Source organism: Rhodococcus indonesiensis (assembly GCF_047782815.1).
Lineage (GTDB): Bacteria > Actinomycetota > Actinomycetes > Mycobacteriales > Mycobacteriaceae > Rhodococcus > Rhodococcus indonesiensis.
On the sequence record NZ_CP180630.1, the window covers coordinates 4,865,982 to 4,880,234 of the forward strand.

14 protein-coding genes are annotated in these 14,253 nt (G+C 69.6%); 3 read left to right on the forward strand and 11 right to left on the reverse strand.

Annotated features, from left to right (window positions below; all coding sequences use genetic code 11):
* Positions 1–197: 197 nt before the first annotated feature.
* Positions 198–1,685 carry a flavin-containing monooxygenase gene (locus tag ACM26Y_RS22275; RefSeq protein ID WP_416061982.1) on the forward strand — a complete coding sequence of 496 codons (1,488 nt, stop codon included), beginning with the start codon at positions 198–200 and terminating at the stop codon, positions 1,683–1,685.
* 154 nt (positions 1,686–1,839) lie between these two features.
* Positions 1,840–3,267 (forward strand): serine/threonine-protein kinase, encoded by a 1,428-nt coding sequence (locus ACM26Y_RS22280; RefSeq protein ID WP_416061983.1) that lies wholly within the window; start codon positions 1,840–1,842, stop codon positions 3,265–3,267.
* 70 nt (positions 3,268–3,337) lie between these two features.
* Here ACM26Y_RS22280 and ACM26Y_RS22285 read toward each other — a convergent pair whose 3' ends face one another.
* Both ACM26Y_RS22285 and ACM26Y_RS22290 read right to left on the reverse strand, forming a co-directional pair.
* Entirely contained in the window at positions 3,338–3,745 is a 408-nt protein-coding gene (locus tag ACM26Y_RS22285; protein WP_003934838.1) for an OsmC family protein, read from the reverse strand.
* A complete protein-coding gene (locus ACM26Y_RS22290) occupies positions 3,745–3,987 on the reverse strand; it encodes a DUF2945 domain-containing protein (protein ID WP_416061984.1) in 243 nt (80 codons plus the stop codon). Before ACM26Y_RS22290 ends, ACM26Y_RS22285 begins: the two co-directional genes overlap by 1 nt.
* A 133-nt stretch (positions 3,988–4,120) precedes the next feature.
* Between ACM26Y_RS22290 and ACM26Y_RS22295 the strand changes: the two genes are divergently transcribed.
* Complete coding sequence (locus ACM26Y_RS22295; RefSeq protein WP_416061985.1) at positions 4,121–4,735, forward strand: flavodoxin family protein; 615 nt, start codon at positions 4,121–4,123, stop codon at positions 4,733–4,735.
* A gap of 36 nt (positions 4,736–4,771) precedes the next feature.
* Here the strand turns inward: ACM26Y_RS22295 and ACM26Y_RS22300 are convergent, their stop codons facing one another.
* The 9 genes from ACM26Y_RS22300 to ACM26Y_RS22340 form a co-directional block, all read right to left on the reverse strand.
* Positions 4,772–5,902, reverse strand: a complete 1,131-nt coding sequence (locus tag ACM26Y_RS22300; protein ID WP_416061986.1) for an ABC transporter ATP-binding protein — start codon at positions 5,900–5,902, stop codon at positions 4,772–4,774.
* A gap of 8 nt (positions 5,903–5,910) precedes the next feature.
* On the reverse strand, positions 5,911–7,215 hold the full coding sequence (locus ACM26Y_RS22305; protein WP_416061987.1) for an ABC transporter substrate-binding protein: 1,305 nt from the start codon (positions 7,213–7,215) through the stop codon (positions 5,911–5,913).
* Positions 7,216–7,235: 20 nt separating this feature from the next.
* Positions 7,236–8,123, reverse strand: coding sequence for a carbohydrate ABC transporter permease (locus ACM26Y_RS22310; protein WP_416061988.1), 888 nt, complete (start codon positions 8,121–8,123; stop codon positions 7,236–7,238).
* The gene (locus tag ACM26Y_RS22315; protein WP_416061989.1) at positions 8,120–9,172 is read right to left on the reverse strand and encodes a carbohydrate ABC transporter permease; all 1,053 of its coding nucleotides are present in this window, start codon (positions 9,170–9,172) and stop codon (positions 8,120–8,122) included. Before ACM26Y_RS22315 ends, ACM26Y_RS22310 begins: the two co-directional genes overlap by 4 nt.
* Before the next feature lie 113 nt (positions 9,173–9,285).
* Entirely contained in the window at positions 9,286–10,194 is a 909-nt protein-coding gene (locus ACM26Y_RS22320; protein WP_054372542.1) for a L,D-transpeptidase, read from the reverse strand.
* A 144-nt stretch (positions 10,195–10,338) separates the two neighbouring features.
* The gene (locus tag ACM26Y_RS22325; protein WP_416061990.1) at positions 10,339–12,018 is read right to left on the reverse strand and encodes a 4Fe-4S binding protein; all 1,680 of its coding nucleotides are present in this window, start codon (positions 12,016–12,018) and stop codon (positions 10,339–10,341) included.
* Positions 12,019–12,139: 121 nt separating this feature from the next.
* Positions 12,140–12,355, reverse strand: a complete 216-nt coding sequence (locus ACM26Y_RS22330) for a dodecin (RefSeq protein WP_003934847.1) — start codon at positions 12,353–12,355, stop codon at positions 12,140–12,142.
* A gap of 48 nt (positions 12,356–12,403) precedes the next feature.
* Positions 12,404–13,612, reverse strand: coding sequence for a serine hydrolase domain-containing protein (locus ACM26Y_RS22335; protein WP_416061991.1), 1,209 nt, complete (start codon positions 13,610–13,612; stop codon positions 12,404–12,406).
* Positions 13,613–13,693: 81 nt separating this feature from the next.
* Entirely contained in the window at positions 13,694–14,221 is a 528-nt protein-coding gene (locus tag ACM26Y_RS22340) for a DUF6764 family protein (protein ID WP_416061992.1), read from the reverse strand.
* Positions 14,222–14,253 lie beyond the last annotated feature (32 nt).

Here is a 14,253-nt window from a genome sequence, read left to right on the forward strand (position 1 = left end):
GCAGCAGGCATCGGCGGCACCGCAGCGTTGCAGGGGGCGCTGCGGCGCCGCCGCTGAGTGCACCGCGGCATCGCCGCCGCGTTCCCTGCGGCATCGCCGCCGCGTTCCCTGCGGCATCGCCGCCTCGTTCACTGCGCGTTGGTAGTGTTCTTCGTCAGCTGCCCCGGTCGCCCAGACCCCGGGAACGGAGAAGCGCGATGCACGACGAACACGTCGACGTCCTCATCGTCGGCGCCGGCCTGTCCGGTATCGGCGCGGCCTGCCACCTGCAGGACGAATGCCCGGACAAGACCTTCACAGTCCTGGAGGCCCGCGACGCCATCGGCGGCACCTGGGACCTCTTCCGCTACCCGGGCATCCGATCCGACTCCGACATGTTCACCCTGGGGTACTCGTTCGAGCCCTGGGCCGAGCCCGAGACCTTCGCCGACGGCCCGTCCATCCGCGACTACGTCCGTCGCACCGCACGCGACCGCGGCATCGACGAGAAGGTCCGGTTCCGGCATCGCGTGGTCCGCGCCGAATGGTCCACGCCGGCGGCCCGCTGGACCGTGACGGCCGAGCGCACCGACACCGGGGAGCGAGTTCGTCTGACCTGTGGCTTCCTCTTCGTCAATTCGGGCTACTACCGCTACGACGAGGGCTACACGCCCGAGTTCCCCGGCGTGGAACGGTTCACCGGCACTCTCGTGCACCCGCAGCACTGGCCCGAAGACCTGGACTGCACCGGCAAGCGCATCGTCGTCGTCGGCAGCGGCGCCACCGCCGTGACCCTCGTCCCGGCTCTCGCGAGGACGGCCGCACACGTGACGATGCTGCAGCGCTCCCCGAGCTACGTCATGTCACGTCCCTCGATCGACCCGGTCGCCGGCGCGTTGCTCGGTCGGATCCCGCTGAAGCTGGCCTATCCCGTCGTCCGCTGGGCAAACGTGCTGGGCAGCATGGCCTTCTTCCAGTTGAGCCGGCGCCGGCCCGATCTGGTCAAGCGGCTGCTACGCAAGGGTGTGCAGAGCCGCCTGCCCGCGGACTACGAGGTGGACGTCCACTTCCGGCCGCGGTACGACCCGTGGGACCAGCGCGTCTGTTTCGTTCCCGACGGCGACCTGTTCCGGGCGCTGCGCGAGGGCCGGGCGACGGTCGTCACCGACACGATCGACACCTTCACCGAACGCGGGATCCGGCTGGGATCCGGGCGGGAACTCGACGCCGACGTGATCGTCACCGCGACGGGACTGAACCTGCTTCTGCTCGGCGGGATGGCCGTGAGCGTCGACGGTCGCGACGTCGAGATGGGAAAGACGCTGGCGTACAAGGGGATGATGCTCTCCGGAGTGCCCAATCTCGCATTCACCGTCGGATACACCAACGCGTCGTGGACGTTGAAGGCCGATCTTGTCGCCGGATACGTGTGCCGCCTGCTGCGGCACATGGACGCACGCGGATATGCCTACTGCACCCCGACCGCCCCCGCAACCACGACCGAGACATCCCCGTTGGTCGATCTCGAGTCCGGGTACGTACTGCGCAGCATCGATTCGATGCCCAGGCAGGGTCCCGCAGCGCCGTGGCGCCTGTTCCAGAACTACATCCGGGACCTGGTGATGATGCGCCGCGGACGACTCGAGGACGGCGCCGTGCGCTTCTCCCGGGCAGCACTTCCGGCAACGACGCAGCCGGTGGCCTGAAGCCGCAGGCGAAAGAACCAGCGTAGGAGCGTGGTTCGCACCCGAGCGCGACACTGCGCACGTCCGCCGCATAGACTTCCGGTGGAGGAGGCGGTCGATCCTTCCGGCGCACGGATCCGCAGCCACAGCTACTTCGAGGGGCGGAGAGTGACAGATGCAAGTTGGTGCCCTGTTCGGTAGGTACCGTCTGGACCGTCCACTGTCGGTGGACGCGACGGGCGAGGTATGGGCCGCGTTCGACACCACCACGGGACGGAACGTCGCGGTGCGGGCGCTGCCGCCGGACGTGACCGAGGACGACGAGTACCGCGCTCGTTTCGAACGCGAAGCCGAGATCGCCGCTCGGATCCGGAACCCTCGTGTGCTCCCGATCCACGACTTCGGGCAGATCGGCAGCAGGCTATTCCTCGCAACGCCCGTCGTCGAAGGCACCGATCTGCAGACGATGCTCCGGTCCACCGGGTCGATGGACGTCCCGCGCGCAGTCGATGTCGTCGAGCAGCTGGCGTCGGCCCTCGAGGCCGTGCACGCCGCCGGACTGGTCGAACAGGAAGTGACATCGGCGAACGTCCTGGTGCAGGGCGACGGAAACGTCCTTCTCACCGATGTCGGGTTCCCCCCGCATCCCGGCGCTGCGACGGGCGTCTACGGCCTGACGACGGTGCTGTACGAATGCCTCACCGGCGGACTCTTCCAGTCCTCGGGTGGACGAGCGGGGCCACCGCAGTCGTCGTCGGCGATCTCGGCCCTTCCGGCCGGCATGGTCGAGGTCATCGCACGCGGAACGGCACCCGAACCCGCGCGGCGCTACGGATCGGCGAGCGAGCTGGCCGCGGCGGCGCGCGCCGCAGCTTCGCCGTCACATCCGACCGGCAGATCCGTTCCCGCGGTCGCCCCGCTCGCCCGGAACCGGCGCGTCCTGATCCCCGTTCTCGCGGCGATCGTCGCTGTACTCGTACTCGTCGTCGGCGGCATGGCCCTCGGGGCCGTGTCGTCCGATGACGCCGACCCGACGCCCGTCCCCATCGCGGTGCAGCCGGCCTCTCCGACGCCCGCACCCTCGCCGTCACCGACCACCTCGACGGCCGAGGAGCAGGAGCCGGCGCCCCCTCAGGAGGAATCCCAGGTCGCCGAGGTCCCATCGCAGGACGCCGGGGTCCCACCGCAGGACGCCGCCCCCGCGAGGCCGGCCCCTCGATCGGCACCGCCTGCCCCTGCTCCGGCGCCTACCCCGGCACCGGCAGCGCCGCAGGTCCTGCCCTGCTACCCGGGCTATGAACACACCCCGCCACCGGACGGACCCTGCCTGCCCGCCGGGTCAGGCCCCGCGCCCGCCCCGGCGCCGGCACCGGCGCCGGCGCCCGCAGCGCCGCAGGTCCTGCCCTGCTACCCCGGCTACGAGCACACCCCGCCACCGGACGGACCCTGCCTGCCCGCCGGGTCGGGCCCCGCACCGGCCCCGGCCCCGGCTCCGGCACCGGCACCGGCTGCACCGCAGGTCCTGCCCTGCTACCCCGGCTACGAGCACACCCCGCCACCGGACGGACCCTGCCTGCCCGCCGGGTCGGCTCCGGCCGGGTAGCGGCGCTCGTATCCGCAGGGCGCTGTCACCTCCGCAGGGCGCTGTCACCGTGCGTGCCGGCTCGTGCTCGTCACGACGCGTGCGCGCCGGCGAGTCGCACCTGGACCGACTTCGCCATCGGACACCGTTCGACAGCCCGCAACGCGAGGGCTTCCCGCGCATCGCGATCCTCGACACGAGGCAGCCGCACGTCGACCTCGGCGGAGAGATCGAACTCCTGATTGCCCTGTGGAGTGAGTTCCACGCGAGCGTCCACGGCGCACTCCCCCAGGTCGTGATCGCCGGCCGACGCCGTCGCGATCAGGGTCTGGTACACGCACGCCGCCAGTGCCGCCGCATACAGTTGCTCGGGCGTCACCGAGTCGAACCCGGCGGCGTTGTCCGGCGTCGTCACGCGCAGGTCCGGCGAGTGCCCGTCGATGCGCACCGAGGTGTCCTCGGCCGTTGCGGTGTATCGATACGAATTCGGCTCTGCCATCAGGTGTTCCTCCGGTCCGCATTCCGCTTCGAGTGCCGGCGCAGCGCGCCGGCCTTGTGCACGGCATCGCTGCCGCTGTTGTCGCTGCGCACGCGGTACTGCGGATCGTCCTCCGAGGCTCGCACCGTCCGTCCGGCTGCCTCGGTGTCCGCGGTGAGGATCTCCTCCACCACGCCGCTCACGGTGCTGCCGTGACTGTTCCATTCCACCCCGTCGCCGACCCGGAGCTCTTTCTCCTCCACTGCCGTCCTCCCTTCCCACTGGCCGGCCGGTGCGGCTCGTCCCGGCACCGGTGCGATCACCCGGATGCCCGCACCGCGGCCGGGGAAACCCGCGGCCGGGGATTGACCCTCACCCGACCGGGTAACCGCACCCATGACCACCCTTCGTGCCCTTGCCCTGAACTGCACACTCAAGCCGTCCCCGGCGGAGTCCAGCACCGATCTGATGGTGTCGCATGTACTGTCCGCCCTCGCCCCGCACGGCGTGACCACCGAGTCGGTGCGGGTCGTCGACCACGACGTCCATCCCGGAATAGAGGCGGACATGGGTGACGGCGACGAGTGGCCGGGCCTGCTCGAACGCATCGCCGCCGCCGACATCCTGGTCGTCGCCACGCCGACCTGGGTCGGCCACATGTCCAGCGTCGCCCAGCGCGTCCTCGAACGCCTCGACGCGGAACTGTCGAGCACTGACGACGAGAACCGGCCTCGCATGGTCGGGAAGGTCGCCGTCGCCGCGGTCGTGGGCAACGAGGACGGTGCGCACAAGATCGTCGCCGACCTCTTCCAGGGTCTCAACGACATCGGATTCAGCATCCCGGCCCAGGGCTGCACCTACTGGAACGGGGAAGCGATGTCCGGCACGGACTTCAAGGACTTGTCCGAGGTGCCCGAACCGGTTTCCACGACCACCCAGGCGCTGGCCCGGAACGCCGTGCACCTGAGCACCGTGCTGCGCGAACGGCAGTACCCGCCCTATCCGGGCTGAGCCTGCTCCTCCCGCGTGCCCCGCTTCGACCGAATGTCACACGCGTTCGATCGAATCGACCGCATGTGACATTCGGTCGCCCACACCGAGGCGGGCACCCGTCGTCGCGGAGAAGAAGTAGACCTCACCCGGTTGCGGGAGCAGGTACACCTGTTCTCCCGGGCCGATCGCCACTCGCCGATCCACCCGCACCACGACCTTGCCCGACGCGCTCGACCAGTCGGCCGGCCCGGCCGCCGTCGCATGGACGAAGGCCTCCGCGCCGAGCTGCTCGACGAGGTCCACCGTCAGGGACAGGGTCCCGGACCGCCACGCGCCGACGGGAGTCCAGGCCTCGGGCCGCACCCCCACGACGATCCGTTCGGCGTCGACGCCGGCCGGTACCGGCACCCGCAGAGCGCCGAGCACGGCCTCGCCGTCGCGGACGGGTGCGTCGAGCAGGTTCATGCCGGGCGAACCGACGAACCCGGCGACGAAGGTGTTGACGGGGTTGTCGTACAGGACGCGGGGTGCGGCGACCTGCTGCAGGCGACCGCCGTTGAGGACGGCCACCCGGTCCCCCATCGTCATGGCCTCCACCTGGTCGTGGGTGACGTACACGGTCGTCGTGCCGAGCCGCCGCTGCAGTCCCGCGATCTGCGAACGCGTGCTGACGCGCAGTTTCGCGTCGAGGTTGCTCAGCGGTTCGTCCATGCAGAACACCGCGGGCCGTCGCACGATCGCCCGCCCCATGGCCACGCGCTGTCGCTGCCCGCCCGAGAGCTTGCCCGGCTTGCGGTCGAGCAGCGGCTCGAGTTCGAGCATCCGCGCGACGTCGAGCACCCGCGCCGTCCGTTCCACCCTGCCGACGCCGGCGTTGCGCAGTGCGAAACCCATGTTCTCGGCCACGGTCATGTTCGGGTAGAGCGCGTAGTTCTGGAACACCATCGCCACGTCGCGGGCCTTGGGCGGCAGTCCCGTCACGTCGGCCCCGCCGATCTCGATGCGGCCGTCGTCGACCGCCTCGAGGCCGGCGAGCATGCGCAGGCTCGTGGTCTTCCCGCAGCCCGACGGGCCGACCAGGACCAGGAACTCCCCGTCCGCGACGTCGAGATCGAGGCGGTCCACCGACGGCCGGTCGGCGCCGGGATAGCGGTGGGTGACGGATCGGAAACGTATGCTTGCCAATGCTTTCCCTACAGATTCGGGGTGATCTGACGGTCGATGATCTGCTGCAGCTGCCGCGCGACGTCGCCGAACGCCGTCGTCACGTCGGCGCCCTGCAGCGCGATCTGTTCGAGGCCGGTGCCGATGATCTGGTCGCCGCCCGGAACGAAGACGCGCGCGTAGTCCTGCGACCGGGTGCGTGCGAGTTGGTCGACCGCGGTGCGGGCGTTGGGGTTCTGCTCGAGGAACGCCTTCATCGCGGGATCCTCGGTGGCGGACTTGCGTACCGGCATGTAGCCGATCTTCTGCGAGAAATAGGCGGTGTTCTCTGCGTTGGTGACGAAGTCGACGAACTTCAGCGCGTTGCGCTTCCGCTCTTCGGAGATGTTCGCCGGAATCGCCAGTCCCGCACCGCCGGTGGGGCATCCCGGCGTCCCGTCCGGGGCGGGCAGGAACGCAGTGCCGAAGTCGAACGCGGCGTTGGCGGTGATGCCGGACAGGTCGCCGGTCGATGCGATGGTGGACGCGATGATCCCGGCCGAGAAGTCGTTGGCGATGTCCGTGGACACGCCCGCGTACCTGCCGGTGTGGATCATGTCCTTCAGGAACTGTCCCGCGGCGATCGTCTCCGGGTCGCCGAAACGCAGCCGCCAGCCGTCGGAGTAGGCTCCGCCGAACGTCCAGATCGGTCCTTCGAAGGTCCAGCCGAGGTAGTCCTTGGCGTTGCCCCAGCCGTGCGCCAGCTTGCCGGATCCGACCACGCGCTGCAGTTCGGGGCCCCACTCGGCGAACTCCTGCCAGGTGGCGGGCCCGCGGTCGGGAAGACCGGCCTGCCGCCAGACGTCGCGGTTGTAGTAGAACAGCGGCGTCGAGCGGGCATAGGGCAGCGCGAAATGACGGCCCTCGAAGAGGTAGTCGGCCAGCAGCGAATCGACGTAGTCCCCGGTGTCCACGCCGACCTCGGTGAACAGATCGTCGAGCGGTGTGATCGCGCCGGTCAGCGCGTAGTTGAACCACCACACGTCCGACAGGACCACCACATCGGGCAGACCGCCCCCGGACAGGGCCGCGTTGAACTTCTGCGACACCTCTTCGTAGTTCTTGCCGCCGTCGATCAGGTCGACCGTCAACTCCGGGTACCTCGCCTCGAACCGGGCGATGAGCTCCCGCTCCACGTCCTGGGACTTGCCCGGGTGGTTGGACCAGAACTTGACGGTGTTCGCGGCGGCGGACTCCGACGGTCCGGACGAGCCGGTGCCGGCGCACGCGGCCAGCGCGGCGCTCGCCGCGACGACCCCGGTCAGTCCGAGAAACCTACGCCTGTCGATGTTCACGAGATTGCTCCTAGGAGAGTTCAGCCCTTGACCGCACCGGAGGTGAGGCCCTTGATCATGTGACGTTGCAGCGCAAGGAAGATCACGAGGATCGGCAGCATGGCCAGCACCGTGCCGGCCATCACCGGTCCCCAGTTGGTGACGCCGTCGTTGTTCTGCAGCTGGGTCAGCCCGATCGGTAGCGGCGCCACGGATGCGTCGTCGGCCATGAGAAACGGCCACAGGTATTCGTTCCATTCGTTGACCACGGTGATGAGTGCGAACGAGACCAGGGTCGGCCCGGACACCGGTAGCACCACCCGCCACAACAGGCGGACGTGCCCGGCGCCGTCCATCCGCGCCGCCTCGATGATCTCGGCGGGGATGGATAGGAAGTGGTTGCGCAGCAGGAACGTTCCGAATGCCACACCTGCCAGCGGCACGATGATCCCCTGGAAGGTGTTGCGCCATCCCCATTCCGCTACCAGCGCGTAGTTGGAGATGACGGTGATCTGGTTCGGCACCATGAGCGCGGCGACGATTCCGAGGAACACGAGGTTCTTGCCGGGGAAGCGCAGGAACACCAGACCGTAGGCACTCAGGATGCCGAGGACGAACTTCACGCTCGACAGCACCGTGGTGATGATCAGCGAGTTCCGCAGGAACGTGCCGAACGGCACCGAGGTGACCGCCTCGGTGTAGTTCTGTGGATGGAACACGCCGGGCCACCAGGTGACCGGCAGCGTGTAGATGTCGGGTCGCTGCTTGAACGAGGTCACCACGATCCAGTACAGCGGGAGCGCCACGACGAGCAGCGCCACGACCATCGCGGCGTAGGCGAGTACCCGGATCGTGCGCTCGCGTCGCCGGTACGGCTGCGCCGCTTCCGGTTCCGCGGGCGCGATCGGACGGTCCAGCAGCGTCGTCATTCTGCAGCCCCCGCCCGCCGGCCCGACCGAATGTCACATTGGTTCGATGTAATCGAACCAATGTGACATTCGGTCGCATGGGCACGGACACGCCCACGCACGCGCCGGGGACGACGGGCGGGGCGCGGCGCGTCGTCGCGGTCCATCAGACGCACCTGGTAGACCGTGACGGCCAGCAGCACGAGGAACATGATCGTCGCGACGGTGGCACCGTAGCCGGCCCGGAAGTTCCGGAAGGACTCGTTGTAGACCTGGTAGACCATCGTGGTGGTACCGGTGCCGAGCGGTCCGCCCCGGGTCATCACGTTGATGATGTCGAAGACCTGGAAGGAGTTGAGCAGTACGGTGATCGACAGGAAGTACGTGGTGGGACGGAGCTGTGGCAGCAGTACGCGCCGGAAGGCGGTCCACGACGAGGCGCCGTCGATCGCGGCGGCCTCGGACAGTTCGGGACGCAGGCCCTGCAGGGCCGCCAGGTAGATCACGAACGTGTAGCCGAGGTTCTTCCACAGGTAGGTGAGGGTGACCATCACCAGCGCCCAGGTCGGATCCTGGTAGAAGTCCGGGGTGTTCAGCCCCAGCCTGCCCAGCAGATCCTGGACGAGGCCGAAGTTGGGGTCGAACACGAACTGGAACGCCACCCCCACCGCGGCACCGGAGATGACGAACGGGGCGAAGAGCGCGGACCGGACAAGGTTGCGGCCCAGCAGTTTCCGATCCAGCAGGAGCGCCAGCGCCAGCCCGAGCAGCATGGATCCCGCGACGGTGGCGACGGTGAAGGCGACGGTGTTGCCGACGATCTGCCAGGTGTCGGCACGGCCGAACCACTCGCGGTAGTTGCCGAGTCCGACGAACGTCGCGGTGGGGCTCGAGATGTTCCACTCGAAGAACGACAGCCGGATGTTGTCGACGAGCGGCCGGTACGTGAACAGGACCAGCAGTGCGAGATTCGGCCCGATCAGCGCGGCGAACAGCGCGTAGTCGCCCCAGGGGCGTCCCCACGGACCCCGGTCGGTTCGGGGCAGTACTCTTTCCGGACTCGAGCGCACTGCGGCAGTGTGTCTGCCGCGAACGAACCGGAGGTTACGCCGGTCTGGCGCCGACGAGTACTCTCGCCACCTTCGCGGTCACGAAGTGCTCGCCGACGCCGGCCGTTGTGTGACTAGAGGTTCCAGTCGCCGAGGCCGTCCCAGCCGTTGAGGGTGCCGCCACCGGTGTTCTGCACGATCACCGGGTCGCCCTTCCGGGCGTTCTCGAAGAACCAGCGGCCGTCCTCGGTGCTCACGTTCAGGCAGCCGTGGCTGACGTTCGTGCTGCCCTGCGCCCACTCGGACCACGGCGCCGCGTGCACGAAGATGCCGCTGTTGGAGATGCGGGTCGCGTACTCGACGTAGGTGCGGTACCCCTCGGGCGAGTCCACCGGCACGCCGTACGTGGACGAGTCCATGTACATGTCGCGGAACTTCTCGCCGACGATGTAGGTGCCGTTGGGCGTCTCGTAGCCCGGCTTGCCGAACGACGTCGGCATGGTCTTGACGACCTCACCGTTGCGGGTGACGGTGATGGTCTTGGTGGCGTCGTCCGCGACGGTGATCAGCGCGTCGCCGACGGTGTACGACGACTGCGTGCCCCCGGCGTTCACGGTGACCTGGGTGTGTGCGGGCCAGAACTCGAAGGGACGCCAGCGCACCTGCCGGTCCGACGCCCAGTAGAAGTGCCCGTCGACGGGCGGGTCGGCCTCGACCTCGATGTGCCGCTCGGCGGCGGCGCGGTCGGTGATCGGCTCGTCGAAGCGGATGATGATCGGCTGCGCGACGCCCACGGTCTCGCCGTTCGACGGGTTGATCGACGGCGCAGAGAACGGGGCCGGTTCCGGAGCCTGGCCCGGCAACCGTTCGACGAGTTCCTGCACGCTCGGCAGTTCGGGTCCGCCGGGCCACAGGGGTACCGCGGCGGCGGGTCCCGTCATGGTGAGCGTGGCGGCGCCGACACCCACCAGCGCGGTGACGACACGACCGGACCAGCGTCCGGCGCGGCCGCGACTGCTCGGCCGACCCTTGTTCTCGAACATTCGACAACCCATCGTTCGTTCGTGCCGTCGCACCCACGTCCGCCCCGACAGCGACGACTTGGCGAACCCATTAGACACAGCACACCTGCGGGCGGGCAATTCGACCGCGCCCGTCAGGGCCACCCGCCGGAGCTCGACCCCAGGTCAGGACTCGATTCGGGAGGCAGCGAGGAGATCGTCGACAGCGACGAACTTCACGCGGGAGCGGCCCGCAGCACCGCCCCGGGCGCGTTCCTGCTTGTCGATCTGCTGCCAGCCCCGGTAGTCAACGTATTCCGGCCGGCGCTCGGAGATCAGCGCCGCGAGCTTCTCCCGGTCGGCGACGGGGGCCACGAGGCGGCCGGCCACGAAGTCCTGGACCAGGTGCTCGACGGTCTGGGCGGAGCACTGCTTGTTGGTGCCGATGACGCCGGTGGGTCCGCGCTTGATCCAGCCCGCGGTGTACACCCCGGGCAGGGGCTCGTTCGTTTCCGGGTCCACGACCCGGCCCTCCTCGTTGGGGAGGATGCCGCGCGTCTCGTCGAACGGCAGATCGGCGACGGGATGCCCGCGGTAGCCGACCGACCGCAGGACCAGGCCCGTGGACAGAGTCTCGGTCTGCCCGGTGCGGTGCGCCTCGAGGCGACCGTTGGTCTCGGCGAGTTCGGTGCGTTCGAGGGTGATCGATTCGACCCGGCCGTCACCGTTGAGCGCGACGGGTGCGGCGAGGAAGCGCAGCACGATCCGCTTGTTGCCCTCGCTCGGGGTCCGGCGGGCGAAGCCCTGGACCTGGTCGACCTTCAGTGCGATCCGCGGTTCGACGGCGGGGTCGTCGACGAGGGCTTGGCTGGCCGGGTCGAGTTCGGCTTCGGCCGGGTCGACGACGAGGTCGACGCCCGGGAGCTGACCGAGGGCCAGCAGTTCCGGGTTGGTGTAGGCAGCCTGGGCGGGTCCGCGCCGTCCCACGACGACGACCTCGCGGATGTTCGACGCGCGCAGGGCGGCGACAGCGTGGTCGGCCATGTCGGTCTTCGCCAGCTCGTCCGGGTCGGTGACCAGTGCCCGCGCCACGTCGAGGGCGACGTTGCCGTTGCCGATGATCACCGCGCGTTCACCGGACAGGTCGAAGGTGCGGTCGGCGTAGTCGGGGTGCCCGTTGTACCAGGCGACGAACTCGGTGGCGGCATGCGAGCCGGGCAGGTCCTCGCCGGGGACGTCCAGGTGCCGGTCGCCGGCGGCACCGACGGCGTAGATCACCGCGTGGTGATGCGCGAGCAGTTCCTCGTGGCTGATGTGGGTGCCCACCTCGACGTTGAACCAGCACTGGCTCCTCTTGTGCCCGAGGGCGCTGCGGAACAGCTCACCGACGGACTTGGTGCTCTGATGGTCCGGGGCGACACCGGCGCGGACGAGTCCGTACGGGGTGGGCAGGCGGTCGAAGATGTCGACCTCGACGCGGGCCCGGCCGGTCAGCTCCAGCGCGGCGTAGCAGGCAGACGGACCCGAACCGACGATCGCGACCCGCAGGGTGCCGAGTTCGGCGGGGATCTTGGTGCGGTCGCGTTCCTCGGGCCAGTCCGGCCCGATCGGGTAGCGCCGGTAGTAGTCCTCGGCGATCTTCAGGTAGGGCTCGTGCTCGGCGGGGAGTTCGTTGTCGGCGTAGATCGCATCCACCGGGCATTCGTCCACGCACGCGCCGCAGTCGATGCAGGTGTCCGGGTCGATGTAGAGCATCTCGGTGGTGGCGAACGGCGCCTCGTCGGGCGTGGGGTGGATGCAGTTGACGGGGCAGACCTCGACGCACGAGGCATCGTTGCAACACGCCTGGGTGATCACGTAAACCACGGTGGATACCTGCCTGAAGTGCCGGGGGTTCGACGACCCACTCAGACTATAACGTGTTCCAATTCCGGTCGAGATCCGGTTCGCTGCACCTGCTCTCCCGGCGTGTCCCCCGCGCCGGGCGTCAGCTGTCGCTCGGCTCGATGCGGAAGCCGATCTTCACGGTCACCTGGATGTGCGCGACGGCCCCGTCGTCGATGTGGCCCCTGACGTTCATCATCTCGAACCACTCGAGATGACGCGTGGTCTCCGCCGCCCGCGCGACGGCCTGCTTGATCGCGTCGTCGACGCTGTCCGTCGACGAACCCACCACCTCGATCACCCGGTACACGTGGCTCACAGCTTCGCTCCCTCCGTATCGAACTGCTTCGAACACTCGTGGCCGTCCTCAGGCGCGACGGGCAAGCTCGCGGGCCACCGCGCCCAGTCGGGCGAGCCGCAGATCGCCCAGCGCGATCGGGCCGCTGCCCAGGCGATTCGTCGTGAACGCGAGCGACAGACCGGTGTCGAGGTCGGCGAAGGCGCCCGAACCGCCGACCCCGTAGTGGCCGAGCGCCCCACGCGGCCGCTCCCGGCTGACGAACACCGGCTGGTGGTAGCCGAGGCGCCACGCCATCGGGACGCCGAGCACGTAGTCGCGCCCGCGCACCCGGACCTCGTTCATGGCCTCGACAGTCTCCGGTTTCAGGAACTGCACGCCGTCGATCGTGCCGCCCGCGGCGATCGCCCCGTACATCCGCGCCAGGGCCCGCGCCGAGAACACCCCGTTCCACCCGGGCATCACCGCGTCGTGCACCGACGGATCACGCACCAGCTCGTCGAACTCCTCCGGCATCGCGGCCTCCGCGAGACCGCGGGTCAGGCTCACCAGCGACAGCACCGAGGCGGTCATCCCCCAGTGCAGTCCGGCGGGATTGATCCGCGGGAACAGCTTGGCGATGCGGTGACGCTGGTCCTCCGGAACGCGGAACCAGAAGTCGGGGGTGCCCAGGGGTTCGGCGATCTCCTGCCGGACGACGTCGACGAACGGCAGCCCGGTCACCCGCTGCACGATCTCCGCGACGAGCCAGCCGTAGGTCACCGCGTGGTACCCCGGTCCGCTGAGCCGGCGGGGATCGGGCGGCGCCGCCGCCAGCGCACGCACCGTCGCGTCGTAGTCGACGATGCCCATCCGGCCGGGCCGCAGGTGGCGTACCCGGTGCAGCCCGGCGCGGTGGGTGAGGACGTCCGCGACGGTGACGTGCTCCTTACCGGCCGCCGCGAATTCCGGCCAGTACCGGGCGACCGGCGCGAAGTAGTCGATCAGGCCGCGCTCTGCGAGCCGGTGCACCACGGTCGACGCCACGCCCTTGCCGGTGGAGAAGGACAGCGACACCGTGTCGCGGTTCCAGCGCCGGTCGCGGGTGGCCCAGCCCGCCCAGATGTCGAGTACTTTCTCGCCGTCCAGGTAGGCGGCGAGGGCACCGCCGCCGTGCCGGGGCAGCCGGTACAGGTCGAAGAAGCGATCCGCGAGCGGCAGAAATCGCCGGTCGACGTGCATCTCGGTCGGCGGCGGGTCCTGGACCGCCGTCGCGCCCCGCACCGGTCGGGCTGTCATCCGTGGTACCTCCCAGTCGACATCGTGCCGCCAGGCTACGTCGCAGCGTCCGTTCCCGAACGGGTTTTGCCGAACGGTCCGTCAGGGTGCGACGTACCGGAACGTCCCCAGCACGACGCAGCCCCGTCCCGTCGTGAGGTTGACCGCGGTCGCGGCGGACCCTTCGCACAGCACCGGATCGCGCAGGTCACCGATGAACGCCTGGGACTGCGGGCCGGCCAGGACGAGCGCGGCCGCGGGCTCCTCGACGATCCCCAGCGCCAGGGCGTTCTCGCCGAAGCCGACGGCGGCCAGGGGGCCTCCCGTGGCTTCGCCCGCTCCGGCACCCCCGGACAGTCCGGCCGCGAGCACCCGTGCCCCGGTGCGGGCATCGGCGAAGCCGACTCCGCCGTCGCCGTAGCTCCACGCGCCGCTCGGTGCGTCCGCGACCGCACCGCACGCGGTCCGCCCGTCGAGCTGGGTCACCGAGGTCGCCGTACCCGGAGGCGCGGCGCACGTCACCGCCTGGGCGGACGGTGCCGCGACGAGTGCGGCCGCGACACCCGCGACCACCACCGCACCACCGCCGAGCACCCGAACCGACTTGCGTGCATGCGCTACCACCGACACGGTGACTGCCTCCTCCGGCCTCGTCCCCCGCA

Coding starts and splice junctions, on each gene's coding strand:
- ACM26Y_RS22275 (WP_416061982.1), top strand. CDS start 198: ATGCACGACGAACACGTCGACGTCCTCATCGTCGGCGCCGGCCTGTCC.
- ACM26Y_RS22280 (WP_416061983.1), top strand. CDS start 1,840: ATGCAAGTTGGTGCCCTGTTCGGTAGGTACCGTCTGGACCGTCCACTG.
- ACM26Y_RS22285 (WP_003934838.1), bottom strand. CDS start 3,745: ATGGCAGAGCCGAATTCGTATCGATACACCGCAACGGCCGAGGACACC.
- ACM26Y_RS22295 (WP_416061985.1), top strand. CDS start 4,121: ATGACCACCCTTCGTGCCCTTGCCCTGAACTGCACACTCAAGCCGTCC.
- ACM26Y_RS22310 (WP_416061988.1), bottom strand. CDS start 8,123: ATGACGACGCTGCTGGACCGTCCGATCGCGCCCGCGGAACCGGAAGCG.
- ACM26Y_RS22320 (WP_054372542.1), bottom strand. CDS start 10,194: ATGTTCGAGAACAAGGGTCGGCCGAGCAGTCGCGGCCGCGCCGGACGC.
- ACM26Y_RS22335 (WP_416061991.1), bottom strand. CDS start 13,612: ATGACAGCCCGACCGGTGCGGGGCGCGACGGCGGTCCAGGACCCGCCG.